At 66.0% G+C, this 22,749-nt stretch carries 17 protein-coding genes; 8 read left to right on the top strand and 9 right to left on the bottom strand.

What is annotated here, in order from left to right:
• Positions 1-7: 7 nt before the first annotated feature.
• Together ACSQ2B_RS24295 and ACSQ2B_RS24290 are read left to right on the top strand one after the other, a co-directional pair.
• Positions 8-583 carry a TetR/AcrR family transcriptional regulator gene (locus tag ACSQ2B_RS24295; protein WP_436053979.1) on the top strand — a complete coding sequence of 192 codons (576 nt, stop codon included), beginning with the start codon at positions 8-10 and terminating at the stop codon, positions 581-583.
• Complete coding sequence (locus tag ACSQ2B_RS24290; RefSeq protein WP_436053978.1) at positions 580-1,881, top strand: c-type cytochrome; 1,302 nt, start codon at positions 580-582, stop codon at positions 1,879-1,881. The genes ACSQ2B_RS24295 and ACSQ2B_RS24290 overlap by 4 nt, the downstream gene beginning before the upstream one ends.
• A 223-nt stretch (positions 1,882-2,104) precedes the next feature.
• On the opposite strand, the gene ACSQ2B_RS24285 is transcribed toward ACSQ2B_RS24290, so the two are convergent.
• Positions 2,105-2,794 carry a hypothetical protein gene (locus ACSQ2B_RS24285; protein ID WP_436053977.1) on the bottom strand — a complete coding sequence of 230 codons (690 nt, stop codon included), beginning with the start codon at positions 2,792-2,794 and terminating at the stop codon, positions 2,105-2,107.
• Between the two features lie 13 nt (positions 2,795-2,807).
• Here ACSQ2B_RS24285 and ACSQ2B_RS24280 point away from each other — a divergent pair, with 13 nt between their 5' ends.
• Positions 2,808-2,978: a hypothetical protein gene (locus ACSQ2B_RS24280; RefSeq protein WP_436053976.1), complete on the top strand. Its 171-nt coding sequence runs from the start codon at positions 2,808-2,810 to the stop codon at positions 2,976-2,978.
• Positions 2,979-3,369: 391 nt separating this feature from the next.
• On the opposite strand, the gene ACSQ2B_RS24275 is transcribed toward ACSQ2B_RS24280, so the two are convergent.
• The 4 genes from ACSQ2B_RS24275 to ACSQ2B_RS24260 are packed head-to-tail and all read right to left on the bottom strand — an operon-like array spanning position 3,370 to position 7,783.
• Positions 3,370-3,807 carry a GlcG/HbpS family heme-binding protein gene (locus ACSQ2B_RS24275; protein WP_436053975.1) on the bottom strand — a complete coding sequence of 146 codons (438 nt, stop codon included), beginning with the start codon at positions 3,805-3,807 and terminating at the stop codon, positions 3,370-3,372.
• Positions 3,800-5,125: a glycolate oxidase subunit GlcF gene (gene glcF, locus ACSQ2B_RS24270; RefSeq protein WP_436053974.1), complete on the bottom strand. Its 1,326-nt coding sequence runs from the start codon at positions 5,123-5,125 to the stop codon at positions 3,800-3,802. The genes ACSQ2B_RS24275 and glcF overlap by 8 nt, the downstream gene beginning before the upstream one ends.
• Positions 5,115-6,287 (bottom strand): FAD-binding protein, encoded by a 1,173-nt coding sequence (locus ACSQ2B_RS24265; RefSeq protein ID WP_436053973.1) that lies wholly within the window; start codon positions 6,285-6,287, stop codon positions 5,115-5,117. Before ACSQ2B_RS24265 ends, glcF begins: the two co-directional genes overlap by 11 nt.
• 2 nt (positions 6,288-6,289) lie before the next feature.
• A complete protein-coding gene (locus ACSQ2B_RS24260) occupies positions 6,290-7,783 on the bottom strand; it encodes an FAD-linked oxidase C-terminal domain-containing protein (RefSeq protein WP_436053972.1) in 1,494 nt (497 codons plus the stop codon).
• 517 nt (positions 7,784-8,300) lie between these two features.
• Here ACSQ2B_RS24260 and ACSQ2B_RS24255 point away from each other — a divergent pair.
• The 5 genes from ACSQ2B_RS24255 to ACSQ2B_RS24235 all read left to right on the top strand — a co-directional run bounded on the left by ACSQ2B_RS24255 (position 8,301) and on the right by ACSQ2B_RS24235 (position 15,726).
• Complete coding sequence (locus ACSQ2B_RS24255; protein ID WP_436053971.1) at positions 8,301-9,596, top strand: glycerate kinase type-2 family protein; 1,296 nt, start codon at positions 8,301-8,303, stop codon at positions 9,594-9,596.
• Positions 9,597-9,646: 50 nt separating this feature from the next.
• On the top strand, positions 9,647-10,549 hold the full coding sequence (locus ACSQ2B_RS24250; protein ID WP_436053970.1) for a 2-hydroxy-3-oxopropionate reductase: 903 nt from the start codon (positions 9,647-9,649) through the stop codon (positions 10,547-10,549).
• Positions 10,550-10,664: 115 nt separating this feature from the next.
• On the top strand, positions 10,665-11,456 hold the full coding sequence (locus ACSQ2B_RS24245; protein ID WP_436053969.1) for an FCD domain-containing protein: 792 nt from the start codon (positions 10,665-10,667) through the stop codon (positions 11,454-11,456).
• A 190-nt stretch (positions 11,457-11,646) separates the two neighbouring features.
• Positions 11,647-13,230: a hypothetical protein gene (locus ACSQ2B_RS24240; protein WP_436053968.1), complete on the top strand. Its 1,584-nt coding sequence runs from the start codon at positions 11,647-11,649 to the stop codon at positions 13,228-13,230.
• Between the two features lie 135 nt (positions 13,231-13,365).
• Entirely contained in the window at positions 13,366-15,726 is a 2,361-nt protein-coding gene (locus ACSQ2B_RS24235) for a TonB-dependent receptor (protein WP_436053967.1), read from the top strand.
• 224 nt (positions 15,727-15,950) lie between these two features.
• Here the strand turns inward: ACSQ2B_RS24235 and ACSQ2B_RS24230 are convergent, their stop codons facing one another.
• From ACSQ2B_RS24230 to ACSQ2B_RS24215, 4 genes are all read right to left on the bottom strand, one after another.
• Positions 15,951-17,753, bottom strand: a complete 1,803-nt coding sequence (locus tag ACSQ2B_RS24230; RefSeq protein ID WP_436053966.1) for an HWE histidine kinase domain-containing protein — start codon at positions 17,751-17,753, stop codon at positions 15,951-15,953.
• A gap of 392 nt (positions 17,754-18,145) precedes the next feature.
• Positions 18,146-19,717 carry a glycosyl hydrolase gene (locus ACSQ2B_RS24225; RefSeq protein ID WP_436053965.1) on the bottom strand — a complete coding sequence of 524 codons (1,572 nt, stop codon included), beginning with the start codon at positions 19,715-19,717 and terminating at the stop codon, positions 18,146-18,148.
• 185 nt (positions 19,718-19,902) lie between these two features.
• Positions 19,903-20,955, bottom strand: coding sequence for a TolB family protein (locus tag ACSQ2B_RS24220; RefSeq protein ID WP_436053964.1), 1,053 nt, complete (start codon positions 20,953-20,955; stop codon positions 19,903-19,905).
• A gap of 56 nt (positions 20,956-21,011) precedes the next feature.
• On the bottom strand, positions 21,012-22,568 hold the full coding sequence (locus tag ACSQ2B_RS24215; protein ID WP_436053963.1) for a GH39 family glycosyl hydrolase: 1,557 nt from the start codon (positions 22,566-22,568) through the stop codon (positions 21,012-21,014).
• Between the last annotated feature and the right edge of the window lie 181 nt (positions 22,569-22,749).

The following is a 22,749-nucleotide window of genomic DNA, read 5'->3' as shown; positions in this document are numbered from 1 at the left end:
GATTGTTATGGCCCGTCCGCTGTCCGCGACCGACGACCAAATTCTGGAGGCTGCGCAAGAAGTGCTCCTGAGACGTGGGCTGGACGGCTTTTCCGTGTCGGAGGTCGCGCGTGAAGTAGGTCTGTCGCGTACCGCCATAACGTTGCGGTTCAAGAGCGGCGACGAACTGAAAAGGACCCTGGTCAGGCGCCGCGTGGCTCAGTACGAGGCACAAGTTATGGCCTTGGATGTAGAACAGGGCTCTGCCGGTCTACTCGCAATAGTCGACATGATCGCTGAAAAGGCCGGCAGCCGAGATAAGTTCTCAAGCTTCATGCTGCGGTACACAAGCAACATAAAGGACCCGATCCTGCTTGAGTTGGAGCAAAGGCGCGGGCAGATTTTGCGTACCGCCATCGCCAAGGTCATGCCGGAAACCGCCATCGACAAGTCGGCCGCAGTCGATGCGTTCATGGCGAATATCACTGGCTCGCTGCTCAACTGGCAACCGAGCCACGATATGGATGCACGGCAATTTCTTCGGGAAAGGACATTCAACTGGCTCAGGCTTGTGGGCATCCCCGTCGACGAGGCGCAGGGGTGACCGACAAGACCGGCGGACAAGAGGCTAGGCCGCGGCGGAGATGGCTGCGCATTGCGTCCTTCGCCCTCCTGCTGACTATAGTGGGATGCGGTGCGGCCGCTTATGCTTTTCGCCCTTTGCCGCTCCCCGCTCCGGCGCCCTTGGAAAGGCATGACGCCGGCGTCGAGAAGGGGGAGTATCTTGCCCGGATCGGCAATTGCGCGGCCTGCCATACGGTTCCGGGCCAGGCGCGCTTTGCGGGCGGCGTAAAGTTCGAGACGCCGTTCGGTGTGCTCTTTTCAACCAACATCACGCCGGATCCGGAACATGGTATCGGGCGCTGGAGCTACGAGCAGTTTCATGCCTCGATGAAGCACGCCATCCGGCCAGATGGCGCTCACCTCTATCCGGCCTTTCCCTATACGTCCTTCGCCAAGCTCAGCGACGAGGACATCGCATCGCTCTATCTGTACTTCCGGACGACTGAACCGGTGGCGCAGCCCAATCGGGAAAACCGCCTGTCCTTCCCGTTCAACAACCGATCGCTACTGCATTTCTGGAAGGGGCTGTTCCATGACAGCGCCGCGTTCACGCCGGACGCCACGAAGTCGCCGGCGTGGAACAGGGGCGCCTATCTCGTAGAGGGGGTCGCCCATTGCGGCGCTTGCCACACGCCGCGCAATGTCCTCGGCGGGCTTGACGAGGATCGCGCGCTGCAGGGAGGCGCCTATGTCGACCAGGTCGCGAGCGGCGCATACCGGACCTGGTCCGCGGTCGACCTGACCCCCGGACGCCACGGCCTGAATCGCTGGAGCGCCACGGACATTGCGCTTTACCTGACCGAGGGAAAGAATGGCCACGCTGTCGTGCATGGTCCGATGAACGAGGTGTTTGAATCAACACGGCACCTGACGAAGCAGGACGCCGTAGCGATCGCGACCTATCTCAAAGGGATCGATCCGAGCCCGAAGCGTAGCGATCTGTCGTTCCTTCGTTCGCGCGTGGACGATGGCGAGATCGTCTACACTGTGCATTGCGGTACATGCCACCTTCCGGACGGCAAAGGCGATAAGGTCCTCGGCGTGCCGCTCGGCGGTAATGCGATCGTTCAGGCGAACGATCCTTCCTCGCTGATCAACGTCATTCTCTACGGTCCGGATCTTCCGCCGCCGCCTTTCGCTTCGAGCCGCACGACGATGAAGCCTTTCGGCAAGCGCTTGTCCGATGAGGACGTCGCTGCCGTCGCAAGCTATTTGCGTAGCAGCTTCGGCAACAATGCGGACGCGGTGACGCCGGAGCAGGTGCGGCGGCAGCGCTAAACATTTGCCCCCAGTGCCTAGCAGGCGGTGTCAGATTCGGACGCCAACATCCGTTGTTCGGAGGTGGTCGAAGGCTTGGCCCGCGGTCGATGATGTTCCCAGTGGCCGGTAGTCGGTAGCCGGTGGCTGATCGGCTGGGGTCGCATACTGCCGCAAGCTTCGAGCCAAACGCGGCCGCCACGTTCGTATTTTGTCCGCCTATGCGACAAAAATGGGCCGTTCGTTAGTTCTGGCCTATGCGGCGGACCTGGCCAACGTCACCGCCTGGTGCCAGCGGCACGGGTTCACGGCCATCCCGGCGCGGCCGGAAGTCGTCGGCGCCTACCTGGCGGCCGCCGGCGAAGGCTACGCGCTTTCGACTCTGCGTCGACGGGTAGCGGCGATCGCCCGGGCCTGCGGCGTCGCCGGCCATCCGCTCGACACCAAGCATCCAGCGATCCGCGAGACGCTGCGCGGGATCGGCCGGCGGCATGGCGGCCGCGGCCGCCATGCCGCCGCCATCACTACGACGGAGATCCGCCGGCTGGTCGACACCTGCGACGACAGTCTCGCTGGCCTGCGCGACCGCGCCCTGATCCTCATTGGCTTCGCCGGCGCACTGCGCCGCTCCGAGCTCGCCGCCATCGACCTGAAACACCTGACGTGGACCGAGGCCGGTCTCACCCTGTTGATCCCGCGCTCGAAGACCGACGGCGGCGGCGAAGGCGCCGAGATCCAGATTGCGTCCGGCAAACGTCCGGCGACTTGCCCGGTCACGGCGCTGCGCACCTGGCTCGAAGGGGCGAAGATCGCGTCCGGCCCCGCGTTCCGGAAGGTCGCCCGCGGAGGCCATGCCCAACCGGCACAGCTCACCGACGGCGCGATCCGTGAAATCCTGCGCAAGCGCGCGGCCGACGCCGGCATCCAGGGGCACGCTGGCCGAACCTGTGAGTCCGCACGGTCTGCGGGCCGGCTTCGTCACCACGGCCTACCGCAACGGCGTCGCCGACGAGGAGATCATGGGCCACACGCGCCATCGCAGCCTCGCCACGATGCGCAGCTATGTGCGGCGGGCCAAGCTCAGCACGACGTCACCCAGCGCCAAGGTGAACCTCTAGCCGAGGCTCTGCACCAGGAGTGGAGCTCCTGGGCCCTCCCCGGAACCGGAGGTTCGCGAGGGTGTGGGCCAACGAGATCGCAAATCGCGCCGTGCATTGGCCAAGCTCAAGTCGAGCAGCGCCTACCGCCCAGCGGCCTGAACCATTTGTCTTGGTCTGCAGAAGGCAAGGTGCTCGATGCGCCTGAGGAGCCGACTATCTGGTGGTCGCGGGGACCTTCACCACGAACTTGAGGCCCAGCGGGTCCGGCGCCCCGGTTAGTAAGCGGTGCTGGTGATCTGCGCCTTGGAGCGCAGCGCCGCCTCGAGGCGGCCACAGTCGCCGGCGCGGTCGTCGCGGGTCTCGGCGTCCCTGCGGGTGCGCATCCTGGATCAGGAAGCGCGGTGTGTGTTCACGCAAGAAGGCCAGCGGCGCGGACGCCGGCGAGCGCACAGAGCTCGTCGTTGTCGGAGGTGTCGCCCGTGATGCCGACGGCGCCGATAAGTTGGTCGGCCCCGTTGCGGATCAAGACGCCGCCGGCGGCTGGTACGACTGGCATGGCGGCGGATGCGCCGAGGCTTGCGAGCGCGCCCACGAACCGGGGCCGCTCCTCAGCCATGGCGGCGATCTGACGTGAGGAGACGCCAAGCGCCAGCGCGCCTGCCGCTTTGCCGATGGCGAGCTGGGGGCGCAGGTTGGAGGCGCCGTCCTGCCGCTGCAGCGCGATCACGTGCCCGCCCGCATCCAGCACCGCCACGGTCAGCGGCTTCAGCTGCAGCCGCGCAGCTTCCGCCAGCGCGCCCTGAATGATCGTATTGGCTGGCGACAGGCTCAGCTGAACCTCAGGCATTGGTCTGGTGTCTCTCTGTTGCGGGAAGGTGTGCGAGCGCGCTCGGCGCGGGACCGCCCATCGCCCAGTCCAGGAGCTCCACCGTGTGCGCCACCGGCGTCTTGGCCAGACCGCCGATCTGTGTGGCGCAGCCGATGTTGCCCGACGCGATCACGTCAGCTCGAAGGCCGTCGAGGTTCGCCGCCTTGCGCCGTCCGAGGTGCCCGGCGATGTCCGGTTGGAGGATGTTGTAGACGCCAGCCGATCCGCAGCAGAGATGCGCCTCCGCAGGCGAGAGCACCTGGAAGCCGGCGACGGCGAGCAGGCGCGCTGGCTCGACCCGCACGCGCTGGCCGTGGTTCAACGAGCAGGCGGAATGCAAGGCGACCGCTAGGTCGGTGCGCCGGACGGGCTGCGGCAGCGCGCCATCCAGGACCTCGGTCACGTCCTTCGCGATGGCCGCGAACGCCGCCGCCCGTTCGGCGTAGGCGGAGTCGTCCCGCAAAAGATGGCCATAGTCCTTCACGGCCGAACCACATCCGGAGGCCGTGACGACGATCGCCGCGACCGGTCCGTTCTCGGCCGCGCGGCTCCAGGCGTCGATGTTGCGCCGGGCCGCAACGAGCGCCGCCTCGTGCCGCCCCATGTGATGCACGAGCGCACCGCAGCATCCCTCCCCGGCGGCGAAGCTGGCGTCATAACCAGCCTTCGTCAGCAGACGCACCGCGGCGCTTCGGACCTCCGGCGTCAGGACGGACTCGGCGCATCCCTGCAGCAGGATCACCCGCCCACGCCGTTCGCCGATGGCAGGAGTAGCCTTGGCTGGTGCGGGCGCGGGCTCCTGGGCGGGCGCAAGCCGCAACATCGCCGCCACAGATTTCAGCCCAGGTGCGCGGCCGAGCGGACCGGCGAGCCCGCGGATCGGCCGCGCCAGGCGCAAGGCGAGGCGCAACCGGTGGGGATAAGGAAGGATGTGGGCGAGGCCCCACCGGAGCGCGCGTTCGGGCCAGGGTCTGCGGTGATTGCGCTCGACATAGGTGCGGGCGTGATCGATCAGCCGGCGGTAGTCGACGCCGGACGGACAGGTGGTGACGCAGGACAGGCAGGACAGGCAGCGGTCGATATGGGTGACCACTTCCGGCGTCGGACGGCGCTCGTTCTCGAGCATGTCCTTGATCAGATAGATGCGCCCGCGCGGACTATCGAGCTCGTCGCCCAAGAGCACGTAGGTCGGACAGGTCGCTGTGCAAAAGCCGCAGTGAACGCATCGGCGGATCTCCGCCTCGCTGGCGGCGACCTCCGGGTCACGTCGCTGCGCGTCGGTGAAGCTAGTGCGCATCGGCGTCCTCGTGGAAGCGGCCGCTACGGAAGACGCCGCAAGGGTCGAAGCTCTCGATCACCCGACGAGACAGGGCGGCCACCCCGGGCGCTGACGGGTGGAACGCTGGAGCCTGCGTGCGGAAGTCGGCCGGGGCGCGGATCAGGGTGGCGTGGCCGCCCTCCCCCGCCACCGCCTCGCGCAGCACGCGTGGCCCTGCCTCCGCCGGCAGCCCGGCCCAGATCCGCGCGCCGCCCAGGTCCATGAAGGTCTTTGCGCCGAGGTCCCAGAGCCGCCGGACCAGCCCCGCGGCGCGAGTTGGCGCGAGGCCGATGCGCCAGAGCGTTTCGCTGTCCGCGAGCCAGGCTGCCTCTCGGGTCTGACGCCACAGGTTCGCGGCCACCTCGCCGTCGAGCGGCTCAACCACGCCGAACCCCGCCAAACGCTCGCGCAGGTGTCGCTCACGGATCGCCAGCGACCGCTCGAAGCCTTCCAGCCGCAGGAGGGTTGCGGTGGGCAGAGCAGCAGCGGCCGCGACCGCCACCGGCGCCTTGAGCGCTTCGCACATCAGCTGCACGGCGGCCTCAGGCCGAAGGTCGGCGCAGGCCAGGGTTTGGACCGCGGCCGGGCGTGGCGCGACCCGGAGCGTGAGCTTGGTCATCGCCGCCATGCGGCCCCAGGAGTTGGCCATCAGCTTGGAGACGTCGTAGCCGGTGACGTTCTTCACGACCTTGCCGCCCGCGACGAACAGCTCCCCGCGCCCGGAGACCGCTTCGAAGCCCAGCAGGTGATCGCGCGGGCCGCCGCCCTGCAGGCGCCCGGGCCCGGCCACGGCGCTGGCCATCGCGCCGCCCACGGTCGCGCGGCCAGTCGGCCCCCCGAACATCGCGCCCGGGTCGAAGGCGTCGAAGGCGAAAGTCTGGCCGTGTTCGGCGAGAAGCGCGTTGACGTCGGCGAGAGGGACGCCGGCCTCGACCTCGATGGTCAGTTCCCGAGGCTGGTAGTCGATCACTCGACTGAGCTCGCGCATGTCGAGCAGGGCCGCGGTTCGGCCGGGCGCGCCGAAATTATCCTTGGAGCCGCCGCCCACGATCTCGAGTTTCTCGCCTCGCGCGACCGCCGAGGCGACGGCGTCACGCACCCCCTCCGGGTCCTGCGGGGTCAGGCGGGGTCGCGAGGTCATGGTCAGAACCTCGGCAGCTCGGGGAAGGCGACCTGACCGCGGTGCACGTGCACGCGGCCGAGCTCGGCGCAGCGATGCAGCACAGGGAACACCTTGCCTGGGTTCAGCAGCAACTGCGGGTCGAAGGCGCACTTCAGCCGCTGCTGGTGGGCGAGGTCCGTCTCGTTGAACATCAGCGGCATCAGGTCCCGCTTCTCGACCCCGACGCCGTGTTCGCCGGTCAGCACGCCGCCGACCTCGACGCAAAGCTTCAGAATGTCGGCCCCGAAGGTCTCCGCCAGCTCGAGCTGCCCCTCGACATTGGCATCGTAGAGGATGAGCGGGTGCAGGTTGCCGTCGCCGGCGTGAAAGACGTTGGCCACGGCGAGGCCGTAGCGGCTGGACATGTCCGCCATTCCGCGGAGGACCTCCGGCAGTCGCGCCCGCGGGATGGTTCCGTCCATGCAGTAGTAGTCCGGCGCAAGGCGGCCCACCGCAGGAAAAGCTGCCTTGCGGCCGGCCCAGAAGAGCTGTCGTTCCGCATCCGACTGCGAGACCCGTTGGGTCGTGGCGCCATTGGTGCCGGCGATCTCCCGGACCAGGCCGGCCAGGTGATCGCACTCCGCCTCGAATCCATCGAGCTCGAGAATGAGCAAGGCCTCCACGTCCAGCGGGTAACCCGCCTGCACGAAGGCCTCCGCGGCTTCTACGGCGAGCCGGTCCATCATCTCCATGCCGGCGGGGATGATGCCGGCGCCTATGATGTCGGCGACGCATTGGCCCGCGGCCTCTACGGAGGCGAAGCCGATCAGCATGGCCATGGCGGTGGCGGGTTTGGGAAGGATGCGCACCGTCACTTCGGTGACGACGCCCAGCAAGCCCTCCGAGCCGACGACCAGCCCAAGAAGGTCGAGCTCCTGCGGCTCCATCCACCGGCCGCCGAGGCGGACCACCTCGCCGGACATCAGCACCAGCTCGACCGCCAGGACGTTGTTGGTGGTCAGGCCGTACTTCAGGCAGTGCACCCCGCCGGAGTTCTCGGCCACGTTGCCGCCGATGGTGCAGGCGATCTGGCTCGAGGGATCGGGGGCGTAGTAGAAGCCCTCGCCTTCCACGGCCTGGGTGACCGCCAGGTTGGTGACCCCCGGCTGCACGACAGCGACCCGGTCATCGTAGTCCACGTCGAGCACGCGGTTGAACTTGGCCATCCCGAGCAGCACCGCGTCGCCCAGCGGCAGCGCCCCGCCTGAAAGCGAGGTGCCGGCGCCGCGCGGGACCACCTTCACGCCCTCGGCATGGCTCCAGGCGAGCACCTGCGACACCTGTTCGGTCGTCTCGGGCAGCGCGACCACCATGGGCAGCTGCCGATAGGCGGTCAGGCCGTCGGACTCGTAGGCGCGACGAGCCTCTTCCGCCTCGATGACCGAGGCCGACGGAAGGATGCGCCGCAACGCGCGGATCACCTCATCGCGCCGTTGCAGCACGGCCCGATCAAGGGGCGGCAAGGTCAGGCTCATCGCGCTCCTCCCTGCTCGAGGCGGAAGCTCTCGAACAATGCCGTCAGCCTGAGCTTGGCGCTCGTGGGAGTCACCAACGACGCCCCTCCCTCTTGCCTGGGTCTTGCCGGTGAGGCCAGCCGTAATTCCAGCGGCCGACGAACTCAAGCAAAATGGAATAAATATATTACCATGACTCCGGCACCCCCGTCACCTTGTTGCGAAGGTGGAATCCTCCCTCGACGACGTCCTGCGAGGAGGCGGCGCCGATCACCGAGACATCAGATTATGCAGATAGATCAATCTGATGAATGGCACGGACGCGTTCTAGAAGCGCCGCCCTGCTCCCTGCGGACCGGACGGGCGGCATTGCATGACGGAAAGTCTCGGTTGTCACGTATGGACAATATTGTTATCCATTGAGCGTGGGCCTTGGGCATTGTAGAGGCGTGAGAATGATCGAGCCCGCGTGGGCGCCATCCAGCCGCGCGCGCCACAGCCCGCTTGAAGTGGCGGCTCACGCGGAGAGCGCAGGTCAATGAGGGTCGGCGGCAACAGCGCGCGCCTCGACCTCTGGGCGCGCGAGGTGTTGCGATCCATGTTCAAGGCCGCCGTGGACAGCGCTGATCCAGCGAGGGTCCTGGCAGGCCACCTTCCCGAGCCGCCGATCGGCCGCTGCATTGTCGTGGGCGCCGGCAAGGCAGCGGCCTCGATGGCGGCCGCCTTGGAGACGGCGTGGCCCGATGAAGCTCTTTCCGGCGTGGTCGTCGTTCCATACGGATATGGCGCGCCGACGCACCGGATCCGCGTCCTTGACGCCGCCCATCCGATTCCGGACGCCAATAGCGAAATCGCCGCCCGCGAGATCTTGGCGGCGGTGCGCGGCCTAGCCGCGGACGATCTCGTCCTTGCGCTGATCTCCGGCGGCGGCTCGTCCGTCATGGCCCTGCCGACCGACGGCGTCACGCTCGAGGACAAACGGATTGTGAACCGGCTGCTGCTGCGGTCAGGTCTCGACATCCGGACGATGAACGCCGTGCGCCGCCGGCTGTCGGCGATCAAGGGCGGCAAGCTCGCCGCCGCCGCAGCTCCGGCGCGGGTTGTCACGCTGTGCGTCAGCGACATCCCTGGCGACCACATTGCGGCGATCGCCTCTGGGCCGACGGCCTTCGATCCGGACGGCGAACGGGATCTCAGCCAAGTCGCAGAGGACCTGGGGCCACGCCTGCCGGAGTCGGCAGCGAAACTCCTGCGGAGCCCACCTCCGGCGCCGCCGAGAATCATCAGCGATGTGCGCGTCGTCGCCACGCCCAGCAAAGCCTTGGAAGCGGCGGCTGCGGTCGCTCGCGCCGCCGGGATCAAGCCAGAGATTCTCGGCGACGACATCGAAGGCGAGAGCCGCGAGGTCGCCCGCGGGATGGCCGGCCTTGTACGTCAGTGCGCACGCGAGCCGACGGTCTTCATCTCCGGCGGCGAGACGACGGTGAGCTTGACCGGGGCATCAGCAGGCCGCGGAGGCCGCAACACCGAGTTCCTGCTCGCCGTGATGGCCGAACTCGGGAGCCGACCAGGGGTGTGGGCCCTCGCCGCCGACACCGACGGCGAGGATGGCGCGAGCGGCGGTGCGGCCGGGGCCGTAGCGGGGCCCGACACCCTCGCACGCGCGCACGCCAGCGGGCTCGATCCGTTCGCCCATCTGGCGGCGCACGACAGCGGCGCCTTTTTCGAGCGGCTCGGCGACACCCTCGTGACCGGCCCGACCCGGACCAATGTGAACGACTTCCGCGCCATCCTCGCCCTGCCGGAGGGATACGCCGGCGGGAAGACCTCCTGATCTTCCGCCGCCCGGTCCTCGTCTGATCGCAACTTCTTGGAGCAACCCACGTGAAGATTGGATTTATCGGCCTTGGCATCATGGGACGCCCGATGGCCGGCCACCTCCAGGGCGGCGGCCATCAGCTATGGGTCGTCCAGCATCACAGCCCCCTGCCCCAAGACCTGTTGGACGGCGGCGCCGTGGACTGCGGCTCTGCCCGGGACGTGGCCGCCGCTGCTGACGTGGTCATTCTGATGCTTCCGGACACTCCGGACGTAGAACGGGTCTTGTTCGGCGTCGATGGAGTGGCCGCAGGCCTGAGCGCGGGGAAATGCGTCGTGGACATGAGCTCCATTGACCCGATCGCCACCCGCGGTTTCGCCGAGAAGATTGCCGCGCTCGGTTGCGACTATGTCGACGCGCCGGTGTCCGGCGGCGAGGTCGGGGCCAAGAACGCCGCCCTGACGATCATGTGCGGCGCCAAGCCGGAGGCGTTCGAACGCATCCGGCCGCTGTTCGAGCTGATGGGCAAGAACATCACTCTGGTGGGCGACGTGGGCGCAGGCCAGGTGGCCAAGGTCGCCAACCAGATCATCGTCGCCCTGAACATCGAGGCCGTCGCCGAAGCCCTGCTCTTCGCCTCCAAGGCCGGCGTGGACCCCGCCAAGGTCCGCGAAGCGCTCATGGGCGGGTTCGCCTCGTCTCGCGTGCTGGAAGTCCATGGCGAGCGCATGATCAAGCGCACGTTCGAGCCCGGGTTCCGGATCGAGCTGCACCAGAAGGACCTGAACCTCGCGCTTTCCAGTGCGCGAGCCCTGGCGCTATCCCTGCCGAACACCGCTTCCGCACAGCAACTGTTCAGCGCCTGTATCGCGCACGGCGGGGGCGGCTGGGATCATTCCGCGATCGTTCGCGCACTCGAGGTCCTCGCGGACCATCTGGTCGCAGCCGAACCGACGCGAGCACGGTGAGACGTCCGGATCCGCGGGGTTGACCATTCTCCAGTTTGGACAAGTTCGATGACCGCGTTGACGGCTAACCGAAGAGGCGCCACATCGGATAGGTGAGCACATGGAGGCGGGCACGATGTCGACGTCGATCAGGCCGGTCAAACTGGCGGACGCCGTCGCCGACCACTTGCAGCAACTGATCCTGGAAGGCGCGCTTCAGCCCGGGGAACGCCTGCTCTCCGAGCGTGATCTCTCGGTGAAGCTGGACGTGTCCCGCCCGTCCCTGCGCGCTGCGCTCGACAAGCTCGTGCAACTCGGGCTCCTGACGACCGATGCGCAAGGGGTCTGCTATGTGAGCAAGTCCATCGGCAGCACCCTTCGCGACCCTCTGGCGCTGCTCTTCGAGGAGCCGGACGCGCGAATTGATTGCATGGAGTTCCGGTCCGTCGTCGAGGCCGCCGCGGCCGGCTACGCCGCGACCCGCGCCTCCGAATTGGACCGCCAGGCCATCCAGGAACAGTTCGAACGGATGTCAGCGGCGCACGAGGCCGGCGATGCGGACGAGATCGCGAAGTCCGACGCCGACTTCCACTTCGCCATGTACTCCGCAAGCCACAACACCATGCTGCTGCACGTCATGCGCAGCCTGGAGACCGTCCTGCGCTCGAATGTCTACCTGAACCGCCGAAACCTCTTCGAGCACAGGCGCGAGCCCGACACGCAGCTGGCCGAACACAAGGCCATCTACGACGCCATCATGGCCCGGGATCCCGAGCGGGCGAGCGAGGCCGCGCGGCAGCACATGGTCTCGACCGTCCGCACGCAGCAGGAAATTCATGACGCCGAGCGCCGGCTCCAAGCGTCGATTCGTCGCATGTCCGGTCACGACTTCGTCGCGCCTCCCAAAAAGCGTTCACGCGCCGGCTGACCCGCGCTATCCGGCGCCCCTGCTGCGCCGCCAGCAGCGCCGCTAAGTCCCACAATCGTCTGCATTCTCACACGCGCCGGCGTGCGCTCTCGCTTGCCCAAATCGCATCGTGGTCAATTTATTTGACCAATGAGATGGTTGCGGGATAGCGTTCTGGCCAATCGGCGACCGAGCCCAGTGAGAGCTTGCAGTGAAGCAGAATTCAGCCAACCCGATGATCGCGGCGGCAGTCGTGGGGGCGAGCGTGCTTGCCCTTGCTTCGGCCGTTCAAAGCGCCGAGCCAGTCCGCGGCTCGTCTGCGAAGTCCGTTCAGATCCGCGCTGGCGGCCTGCCCCTCGTTCGGAAGGTCGATGAGCGCTTCCAATCGTACCAGATCGGCTTCTCGCACCTGACCGGCGGCGACACCTGGAAGGCGTACGACGCCTTGCCCAAGGGCGAAGTAGCGAAGGACGTTTCTGCGGTCCGGGAACCCCGGGCCCCCACCGACCTGACCAATCCGCGGCTTCGCACCCTCACCGCCGGCCTCGCCCCCTTCTACTTGCGCTACAGCGGCACGACGGCGAACAACGTCTACTTCCACGACAGCGACACGCCGCCGCCGGCCACGGCGCCGGATGGCTACAAGGTCGTGCTGACCCGTGAGAGGTGGAAAGAGGCCGTCGAGTTCGCGAAGGCGGTCGACACGAAGATCGTCACCTCCTTCACCATCAGCGAGGGCGTGCGCGACGGCTCCCACGCCTGGACGCCGAAAATGGCCACGCCCTGGGTGGCCTACACGCGGTCGATCGGGGGCGAGATCTACGCGGCCGAACTGTTCAACGAACCCAACGCGCCCGAGCCGCCGCACATGCCGAAGGGGTTCAGCGCTGCAGAGTTCGCGCGCGATTTCGCCACCTTCCGCGCATCCATGGCGGAAGTCGCTCCGGACGTGAAGCTCGCCGGACCGGGGAACGCCACGCTCGGGATCGCCGGCGTACAGGCGATCATGGGAACGACACCCGAACAGTACGCGGCCGCAACCCCCAGGCCGAAGTTCGACATCGTCTCGTACCACTTCTACCCGACCCTCGCTCAGCGTTGCGCCCCGGCCGACTCCCCGCAGGGGATCAGCGTAGACAAGGCCTTGACCGAGGAATTCCTCGCCCGCCCCGACAAGCAGTTCCTGGAAATCAAGGCGCTGCGCGATCGCTATGCGCCCGGCGCCCCGATCTGGCTGACCGAAACCGGCGGCGCGGCATGCGGCGGATTGCAGTGGCAGCCGACCTTCCTCGACACCTTCCGCTATGTCGACGCGCACGCTCGGCTGGCCAAGCAGGGTTTGGATGCGATCTTCACGCACGCGCTCATCAGCGGCAGCAACGGGGTGATCGACGAGAAGACCTTCGAGCCGAACGCCAGCTACTGGGCGGCGCTGCTGTGGCGCAGGCTGATGGGAACCCAGGTTCTGGATGCCGGCCCGATTCAGCCAGAGCTGCACATCTACGCCCATTGCCAGCGCGGCGTCGCGGGCGGGGTGACCCTCCTGGCGATCAATCTCGAGAAGACGCCCGCCGAAGTGCGCTTCTCCGGTCCGGCGGATCTCTATGCCCTGACGTCGACCGAACTGCAGAGCCGGACCGTGCTGCTCAACGGGCGGCCGCTGGCGCTCGGTCCCGGAGACACGCTCCCGGCCATCTCGCCGACGCAGGTGAAGGGGAACCGCCTCTCGCTCGCGCCGACCAGCGTCAACTTCATCACGCTGCCGAAGGCGAAGAACCCGAACTGTTCGGCCTGATCGCGGGAAAAGGCCGAGCGGACGCCCTCAGCCTGAGCACTTCGGAAGGCTCCACATCGAACTCGACCCGCGGCGCTCGCGCGAGCGCGGCCAAGAGTCGTGAACGCAAACCATAGGACCCTGGGAGGGATTGAAATGAGAAGAGTTAGGTCGCTGGTGTTCGCCAGCGCGAGCGTGGCCGCAATCGCCACGGGAGCCATGGCTCAGCCGGCCGCCTCATCGTCGGACGACACGATGCTCAGCGAGATCGTCGTGACCGCACGCCGCAAGGCCGAAAGCCTGCAAGAGGTGCCCCAGACCGTGAACGCGGTCACGGGAGCCACGCTCGAGAAGCTCAACATCCGGCAGTTCGAGGACGTACAGGCCGTCGTTCCCGGCCTGACGCTGTCCTCAGGGGCCAACGGCTTCACGACGGCCGCGACCATCCGCGGCGCGCCGTTCCAGGCGGAGTCCGGCGCCCAGCCGACGGTCGCCTTCTATCTGAACGACGCCACCATCCAGTCGGTCTACGCCTTCCAGTCGATGTTCGACATTGGCCAGATCGAGGTGCTGCGCGGCCCTCAGGGCACTCTGCGCGGACAGTCTTCGCCGTCGGGGTCCATCACGCTGACAACCCGCCGGCCCATCCTCGGGGAGTTTGGCGCGTACGGGAACTTGACCGTCACCGACCAGCATGCGCGCAACCTGAACGGCGCGGTGAACGTACCGATCATCCGTGACATGCTGGGTCTGCGGGTCGCGGCCATCATCGATGACACCGACCTCGACGGCGTCGGCAGCATCAACAACCGCCTGACCCCGTCGTCGAAGACCTGGGCGGTGCGTCCGAGCATTCGCTTCGAGCCGAACGACGCGATCACCGTCAACCTGATGTACCAGCACCTGGAGAAGAAGCAGCGTTCCTTCAACCAGGTCGCGTCCTTCTCGCTGTTCGAGCCGACCGCACCCGCGATCCAGCCGATCATCCGCCCGAAGGACCGCGTCGGCATCACGGATGACTTCAACGAAGTTGATCAGAAGCAGGACACCTTCACAGCGAACGCCGACTACCGCTTCGCGGGACAAAAGCTGAGCTACGTTGGGTCATACAGCAACCAGAAGATCCACAATTTCAGCCTGCAGGATCCGGCGAACATCTTCACCGGCGTCGACCTCCGCCAGGAGGTCCTCTCCCGCTCGAAGCAGACCACCAACGAACTGCGCCTCTCCTCCGACCAGCCGCTGTTCGGGCGCTTCGACTACACCGTCGGGGTCTACGTCTCGGACTTCAACCCGCCCACCGACGTCATGCAAGTGTCGGCCGCAACCATCGGCGGGCGGCTCGCGCGCATCGTTCAGACCCCTGTCGCCCGCAAAGGCAAGGCGCACGAGGAGTCAATCTTCGGCAACGCCACCTGGCACATCGGCGAGGCCACCGAACTGTCCGGCGGCGTGCGGCGGCTCTGGTACCGCGACAGCAACAGCTTGATCGTGAACGGCTCTCCGGTGCTGAACAACAAGCAGGATAAGGCTGACGCCTGGCTCTACAATGTCTCGCTGTCGCACAAATTCACCAGCGACTTCATGGTCTATGGGAACACCGGCAGCGCCTTCCGTCCGGGCCCGTTCGTGATCGGGGTGTTTCGTCCGCTGACGCCCACGCTCGAGCGGCACATTGATCTCGCGAACGAGAAGTCGAAGTCCTATGAGGTCGGCTTCAAGTCGACGTTCTTCGACAAGCGGGTGCTGTTCAACGCCGCCGTCTTCCACCAAGATTTCAACAACTTCATTCAACGCGGCCAGCAGGTCTACTACGTCAACCAGAACCAGCTCGGCGAGACGGTCGGCAACTTCAACTTCGGCAACAGCGTCGATGCGAAGATCGACGGCGTCGACGTCGACGCCTCCTGGCAGGTGATGAAGGGCCTCAACCTATCGGGCGCCTTCAGCTACGCCAAGAGCAAGATCAAGAACCAGCCCATCGCCTGCAATGACCTCAACGGCGATGGCGTCGCCGACGTCCTCACCCAGGCGCCGACGTTCGCCCAGCTGAAGGCTGCGACGGGAACCGCGGCCCTGTCCGAGTGCCTGAACAACGGTGCGCTGCAGTTCACGCCGAAGTGGAACCTGACCCTCCAGGGCGAGTACGCCCGCCCCGTTACCGAGGAGATGGACGGCTACCTGCGCGGCCTGTTCACCTACCGGCCGAAGACCGAAGGCGATCCGAACAACGCGAACGACGAGGTCGACGGGTTCGGGCTGCTCAACCTCTACGCCGGCGTTCGCAGCCGCGACGGCGCGTGGGAAGTTTCGCTGTTCGCCAAGAACGTCTTCGACACCACCAAGGTGCTCACCGCCGAAGGCAGCTTGGTCGGCACCAACGTGCAGGCGCTGCAGCCGCCGACCTTCCGCACCGCGCAGGCGGCGACGATCAACGCTCCATACGTTCGCGTGTTGACGATGACCGCGCCGCGCGAGATCGGCATCAATCTCCGCTACGCCTTCGGTTCGCGATAGCACTGGTTTGATCCTCCCCCCTTGCGCCGGGCGATTGGGACGCCCGGCGCATCTTTTTTCCCGGCTCACCCGCTAGGTCCCGCCAGCAGCCCATCTTCGCGCGGCTGAGCTGGTCGGCGAGTCTAGCCCCACGACGCAGTCAAGAGGCTTGGTCGGCAAGCGCTCATCGCTGAACCCCGACGTCCACGGGACGGCCTCTAGACGCCCGCCTGTCGCGCCAGCTCTTAATCGCCACCCGTGTCGCAGTCCGCCAGACGCAGGCGTGGACTCAGCTGCGCTTGGATGTGGCAGATCGCTCCCTCTGGAGGGAACTCGATCCGGACCCTCCCGCCGAGCTCGCCTCCTACGCCGCGTTGGAGCAAGCGGGAGCCGAAGCCACGCCGCATCGGCGGGTACACCAGAGGACCGCCGCTCTCCTTCCAGGTTATGCGCGCCTCGCCATGCTCGACCGCCGTGGCGATGTCGATCTGACCGCCCCCGCGCCATGCGCCGTGCTTGATCGCATTGGTGGCGAGTTCGTGCACGACCATGCCCAAGGTCACGGCGAAGTTAGGGGCGAGACGAAAGTCCGGGCCCTCATAACGCCAAGCGTGGCCGTAGGGCGCGAGCGTGGCCGTCACGAGTTCGCGGAACGACGCGCTGGTCCAGGCCCGCTTGACGAGAAGGTTATGGGTAGTCGAGAGGGCCAGCAGCCGGTCGATGAAGAGATCGCGCGCGTCTTGCAGATCGCGCCCCCCGCCCAGTGTCTGCACGGCCACGGACTGGACCGAGGCGAGCGTGTTCTTGACGCGGTGATTGAGCTCGTCGAGCAGCAGCTTTTGTTGCGCCTCATGCTCGCGCATTTGCGCCATGGTCTGAAGGATTTCGAGCTCGCATCGCTTGCGTTCGGTGATGTCGAGCAAGGCGGTCAAGGCCCGCTTTGGCCGGCCCCCCTCCTGCAAGATCTCGGCGACGCAATAGACCCACGCCTCCTGGCCGTCGCGGCCGTGGATGCGGAATTCGCAACGCATGGGCGTCTGGGTTTCCAGCGCCTCGGCCCATGCCGCACGGACCCGCGCCTGGTCACGCGGGTCCACCGTTCGAAAGGGATCCGGCCAGATGTCCTCCTCGCGCAGCGGGTCTTGAAGGATCGTCTCCCACGAGCCGGCGGGCGCCAGGCTCTGCTGATCGAAATCGAGTTCGAACACCTCCATGCCCGCCAGTTCGATGGCGAGCTGAAGTCGCTGTTCGGCGCGTTCGGTGGCCTCCCGCGCCGCGACCTCTTCGGAGATGTCCATCGCGGCCCCCCGAAGGCCGACGCACACGTCGTCCTCGACAATCGGCTCGCAATATTCCCGAAACCAGCCCCGCGCGCCATCCGTCCGCGTGTAAGGCACCTCCTCCCTGCGGGTCTCCCTGGAAAGCCGCACACGCTCCGTACGCTCCCAAAACAGAGCCCTTGTCTCGGGCGCATAGCGGTTCATCGCCTCCTCCAGCGGAATCTCGCGAATCCCGCCGGCATCTCCCCTACGCACGATGTTCCGGCGAAAATCGGTCTCCCAACTGGCAAGAGAGACCATCGCCGCGACAGAGCGCTGGCGCGCAGCCTCCTCAGCCCCCGCGCGTTCGCGCGCCTCGGCGGCGAGACGCGCAGCTTCAAGCTCAGTTACGTCCCTGGAGACGACGAGCAAGCCCTCGGGCTCCCCCGCAGCGTCGCGCTGCGCCGATACGGCGATGTCCAGGCGCCGCTGCCCCGACTTCTCCGTATGTGTGGACGCGACGAAGCGCCCAGTTCCACCGGCGGCCGCGGCTTCAAGCGCGACCCTCGCAGCGGCTCGATCCGGCTCGCCCCACAACGTCAGCCAAGGAGCGCCAAGCAGACCGACCCGGTCGCGGGCGCCAAGCATTGCGACCGCGCTCGAGTTCGCGAACTGCACGGTCCCGGCGGGATCTAGCATCAGGACACCGTCCGGACCACTCTCGACCGCGCGCACGAGGCGTTCCGCTGCGAACCGCGTCAAAGCCAAACCGCCGCCGGCTCCCATCATGCACGCGTCCGACCTTCGCCGCCGGATCCCTCCCGAGATTTCAATTATATTCTCAGCGGTTGCGCGAAGCGAAGCATCTCAAGGTTGCGCCCCCTCTGCGCGTAGCTGTCGCTCGTGTGCAGCGCATAGCTCAGGATCAGCGATCCGATGGCTCCGCCGCTGTCGAGCTGCGCGCGACCAGCGCCACGACGTGCGCCCGCACCTGTCCAGCGCCAAGCCGAAGATCATCGGCCGCCAATGGAGGGCTTCCCCACTCTTAAGTGAGAATTTTCCCCACTTCCAAGTGGTCCCGCAGCCGATCTTTCGGAGCGGCGCAGTAAGCCTGCCACACCTTGTGCCGCGCGCCCCGGCGTGCGTGACGTCTCCACAAGGCGCGCGTTCTCAAGCGTCAGCTATCGCGCGGGCTCGAGCACGACCAGCTGCAGCGCGTTGGCGGTCAGATCGACGGTCACGCTGTGTCCGTTCCCGGGCTTGATCACCGACTCCGAGACCTGCTGCAGGTTAGCGTGCGCGGGGTCGCCCCAGTAGTTGCTCACCTTGTCGTCGATGCGGAACATGCGCTGGCGCAGTCTCTTGTTGCGCAGGTTCGCCGGCAGCTGATCCATGTTGATCGTCACGCGGTAAGGCTCGGCGGCGGCCTGCTGGTAGTTCCACACCACCACGGCCGCGCCGGTCTTGTCCTTCGTCGCGATCGCGTAGACGCCCTTGCCGTTCGCGAGCGCGTTCGACTGAGCCGCGACGCGCTCATCCTTCAGCTTCGAGAACATCAGCATCTGGTTCCCGTACGGCGTGAAGGTGCGGGTCGGGATCGGCTTGCCCTCACCGGCGCGCGTCAGCAGCTGGTCCTTGCGCTCCTCCATCGCGTGGCGGAGCACCCAGTTGAACGGAACGTCGCGCGGGTTCTCCAGGTACCAGTACATGTACGAGGCCATGATCGCGGCCTGCCGCAGATAGTCCGGGTGCGGGTCCTGCTTGTTGTCGTAGGACGGACCGGGATACCCCCCCGTCTCGGTGATGAAGCTCGGGATGTTCACGTCGAGTCCGCGCTTGCGCAGCTCCTCCTCGGTCCGCGCGCGCTGGCCCGCCAGCTGGCTGGGATCTGCCCGGATGGGAGTGTACTCGCTGCAGTTCGCCTGGTTCTTGAAGTAGCCGTAGGCATGATACGACAGGAAATCGAGCCGCTTGCCCGGATCCGGGTCGGCCGCATAGGCGTCGAGGAACTTTGGTATCCACTGCATATTGTTCGGGCCCAGGGGCGCCCAGGGGCTGCCGCACGAACCGGTCGCGGGGCCGCCGACGAGTAGCGGAACCTTGGGCTTGAGCTCGCGGTTGACCTCGTTCACCGCTTGATAATAGACGCTGTAATAGTCGTAAAGCTGCTCCGGCCTAATCACGTCGCGCAGATTGTGGTCGGGTTCGTTGAACGCCTCGATGTATTTAATCTGCGGATGGCGCTGCTTAAGGTCTCGCATGATCGTCTTGATCAGCGGTTTAATCTCGGCGGGAGTCCGCCGAAGCTTGCCGATTGACGCGCGCGTGTCGAGCACGACCAGCAATTCGTCCGAGAGCCGGCTCACGTCGGTCAGATAGTCGTCCATCCCTTCGTAGTTGTAGCGCCCCGTCTGGGGATCGTGGATATCTTCGACGATGACCCACACGCGGTAGATCTTACCGTGCAGGCCTTGTTCGTTGTAGAAGTCGACGTCGGCGTCGCGTTGTTCGACCCACCGGTGCGCCCGGGTGAGATTGTTATACCGCTCGGTCCTCAGCAACGGACCTCGCGACTTGTCGAAGTCGACCGAAATCACGGCGTTTGGCTGCGCGGGCTGCGCTGCGCCTGGTGTGCCGGCCGCGGCGCAGACCAGTAAGGCGGATAAGACTCTGATCGCCGTGCTTTTCAACGTTGCGGAATTTGTTCGGCGCCCTTCCGGGCGAGCGCGGTCCGCGTTCGCGATTTTTTTCATAATTGGTTTCCCCCTGATCGTTCGATGCAACGGCCCGTCACTGAGCCGCAACCGATGCACGGATCGCGTGGGCTACTCCGGCAGCGGGTTCTTTCCATCCGGCACGAGAGCTGCCGGTGAAGCATAGAATGGCCCGCACGGCATAAGGTGGGGCGGCGAGCGCAAGCCTTTACGTGGCGGGCGGATTACTTGAGGCGAAGCAGGAAAATGCCGTGGCCAGACCCTGCAATATCGGTCGTCCACCCCTCTTGGAAGGCGACGGTCTTGCCGTCCGGGCTGACCACCGGGTTCGTCGCCTTGTAGCCCCGCAGGTCGCCGAAGCGAGTCACGCGTGTGAAATCCGTGCTGTTCGGCTCAAGCCGCAGCTTCCAGGTATCCAGCGTCTTGGAGCCCCGCGCATTGGTCTGCTCGCGATCGGATTCGACGAGGATGTACTTGCCGTCGGGGAAGATCCCCTCGGCTTCATTGTACTCCTTCTCGAGCTGGCGATAGGTTGTCTTCCGTCCGGTGGCGAGATCGACCCCGAAGACGTCAGCAAGGCGCACGGTGGGTGTGTCGCGGTAGACGATATAGACGAGCTCCTGGTCGTCGTTGCGGAAGTCCTGCGCCTCCATGCGGCAGCCGAGGCCCTTCACGCGGACCGCTTCCTTCTTATCGACGATCCGCGGGCCGCTTGCCTCATAAACGATGTCGCCGACGAAAATCGCGCACTCGCCTTCGGGCAACAGGTCGGGCGAGGTGCGGAAATCGTTGGCCCAGGCGATCTTCATCGACTTGCGCGAGATGGCGACGCCTTCGGAGACCTTCTGGTTCAGCGGCGCCGGCAGGCCGCTCGCATCGGCCTTCATGATCCAGAACTCCTGGTCGAAATAGCGCGTGCGATCGACGTCCTTGAAGTCGCGCGCGCCGATCAGCAGGTAGTCGCCATTGGGGAGGAACTGTACGCGCAGGAAGCCCGCGTTCTGGAAATAGGTGAGCAGGCGGACCTTCCTGGCGCCGAGATCGATCTCGTAGGCGTCGCCGAAGCTCTTCTCCATGAAGGCGATGCGGCGACCGTCGGGCGACCACGATGGCCGCTCACCGAACGAGGTCAGACGCTGGTAGTCGCTCGAGAGCTTAGAATCGAGATCGCCTGCCGGCTGCGCCGGCGACGGGACCGGCGCCTCCGCCCTTGCCGCGCTGCAGGACGAGGCGAGCGCAACCGCCACGGTGGCGAGTGCAAAAACCTTGAAGCTCATCATCAACTCCGATCAGGGGCATGGAGGATCGGCCAGGCCCCCATGCTTGACGCGCTCTACTTCGCGGGCTCGAGGACGATCAGCTGCAGCGCGTTCGGACTGAGCTCGACGGCCAAGCCGTGCTGCCTGCCGGGCTTGATCACGGCTTCGGACACCTGCTGCAGATTCGCCCGCGCCGGGTCGCCCCAATAGTTGCTGGTTCGATCGTCGATGCGGAACATGCGCTGGCGCAGCGGCTTGTTGCGCAGGTTCGCCGGCAGATTCTCAAGGTCGATCTTGATCTGATACGCCTGCGCCCCGGTGTGCTGGTAGTTCCAGATCATGACGGCCGCGCCGCTCTTGTCCTTGGTGCCGATGGCGTAGACGCCCTTGCCCTTGGCCAGGGCGTTGGAGCGTGCGGCGACGCGCTCGCCCTTCAGCTTCGACATCATCAACATGGCGTTGCCGTAGGGCGTGAGGATCCCGGTCGGTATCGGCTTGCCCTCGCCCGCTCGGGTCAGGAACTGGTCCTTGCGCTCCTCACTGAAGTGACGAAGCACCCAGTTGAAGGGGACGGTTCGGGGCTGCTCCATGAACCAGTATTGCAGCGACGGGACCCCAGCCGCCTGGATGAGGTAATCCGGACGCGGATCCTTCGGGTTGTCGAACGACGGGCCCGGATAGATGCCGAGTTCGGTGATGAAGCTTGGGATGCTCGTGTCGAGGCCGCGGCTACGCAGTTCCGCTTCCAGTCTCGTGCGCTGGTCGGCGACTTCGCTCGGATCGACCTTGTAGAAATGGAAGGCCCGCGGCCCCTCGCGGGCGCCGTCGCCCGGCGGGAACATGCCGTAGGCATGGTAGGAGATGAAATCGAGCCGCTTGTCTCGCGAAGGATCGGCCCTGTAGCGGTCGAGGAAGGCGCGCAGCCATTCCTCATTGTACATCATGAAGGCAGGTCCCCCGACCTCAAGCGGGATAGCCGGCTTGAGCTCCCGGTTCACCTCGTTGACCGCTTCGTAGTACACCTTGTAGTAGTCGTAGAGTTCTTCCGGCTTGATAACCTTGCCGAGGTTGTGATCCGGCTCGTTGAAGGCCTCGATATAGCGGATTTGCGGGTAGCTCGCCTTCAGCTCACGGGTGATGGCCTTGATGACCGGCTTGAGCTGCGCGGGCGTTTGCCGCTGATCCCGGATCTGCACGCGGGTGTCCATCACCACCAGCAGATTCTTGGACAGGCCGCTGACGTCGGCCAGATAGTCGGTGATCCCGTCGTAATTGTAGGCGCCGGTCGCCTGATCGTGGACGAGCTGGGTGTCCACCCAGACGCGGTATATCTCGCCCTGCAGTCCTTGCTCTTTGTAGAACTTCAGATCGGCGTCCCGCTGATCAGTGAAAGTCCTGGCCCGGGAAAGATTGTTCATTCCCTCGGCGTGGAGCCGAGGTCCGCGCGAGGATGCGAAATCGACCGTAACAACGGCGTTCGAAACGGACTGCGCTTCGCTGGCGCCAGGAGCCCCGGAAATCAGCAACGCAGCAAGGAAACCCAATGCTGCGCGGCGAACGAGGCCGGGATCTCGATGATCGGTCTCTAAGATCGACTTCGCGTTGCTCCAGATTCCTACCCGTGATGACATTGTCTAAGGCCTCCCCTTTGAACGATTCTTTGGCTTTCACGAGCGTCGTCCTAAGTTCCGTCGGCGGACGCTACAGATTTACACATTCTTTGCATTGCGGTGCGCCAGGCAGCGCTCATGGGGACGCGGCCGTTGGCCGAACCTCGAACTTCCGCTTGCTGTCGCCGGCATTCCCCGCGAC

Source organism: Phenylobacterium sp. LjRoot225, assembly GCF_964252855.1.
Lineage (GTDB): Bacteria > Pseudomonadota > Alphaproteobacteria > Caulobacterales > Caulobacteraceae > Phenylobacterium.
This window is presented reverse-complemented; position numbering and strand designations above follow the sequence as displayed.

Coding starts and splice junctions, on each gene's coding strand:
- ACSQ2B_RS24295 (WP_436053979.1), top strand. CDS start 8: ATGGCCCGTCCGCTGTCCGCGACCGACGACCAAATTCTGGAGGCTGCG.
- ACSQ2B_RS24275 (WP_436053975.1), bottom strand. CDS start 3,807: ATGCCTGAGGTTCAGCTGAGCCTGTCGCCAGCCAATACGATCATTCAG.
- glcF (WP_436053974.1), bottom strand. CDS start 5,125: ATGCGCACTAGCTTCACCGACGCGCAGCGACGTGACCCGGAGGTCGCC.
- ACSQ2B_RS24265 (WP_436053973.1), bottom strand. CDS start 6,287: ATGACCTCGCGACCCCGCCTGACCCCGCAGGACCCGGAGGGGGTGCGT.
- ACSQ2B_RS24260 (WP_436053972.1), bottom strand. CDS start 7,783: ATGAGCCTGACCTTGCCGCCCCTTGATCGGGCCGTGCTGCAACGGCGC.
- ACSQ2B_RS24255 (WP_436053971.1), top strand. CDS start 8,301: ATGAGGGTCGGCGGCAACAGCGCGCGCCTCGACCTCTGGGCGCGCGAG.
- ACSQ2B_RS24245 (WP_436053969.1), top strand. CDS start 10,665: ATGTCGACGTCGATCAGGCCGGTCAAACTGGCGGACGCCGTCGCCGAC.
- ACSQ2B_RS24235 (WP_436053967.1), top strand. CDS start 13,366: ATGAGAAGAGTTAGGTCGCTGGTGTTCGCCAGCGCGAGCGTGGCCGCA.
- ACSQ2B_RS24230 (WP_436053966.1), bottom strand. CDS start 17,753: ATGATGGGAGCCGGCGGCGGTTTGGCTTTGACGCGGTTCGCAGCGGAA.
- ACSQ2B_RS24225 (WP_436053965.1), bottom strand. CDS start 19,717: ATGAAAAAAATCGCGAACGCGGACCGCGCTCGCCCGGAAGGGCGCCGA.
- ACSQ2B_RS24220 (WP_436053964.1), bottom strand. CDS start 20,955: ATGAGCTTCAAGGTTTTTGCACTCGCCACCGTGGCGGTTGCGCTCGCC.
- ACSQ2B_RS24215 (WP_436053963.1), bottom strand. CDS start 22,568: ATGTCATCACGGGTAGGAATCTGGAGCAACGCGAAGTCGATCTTAGAG.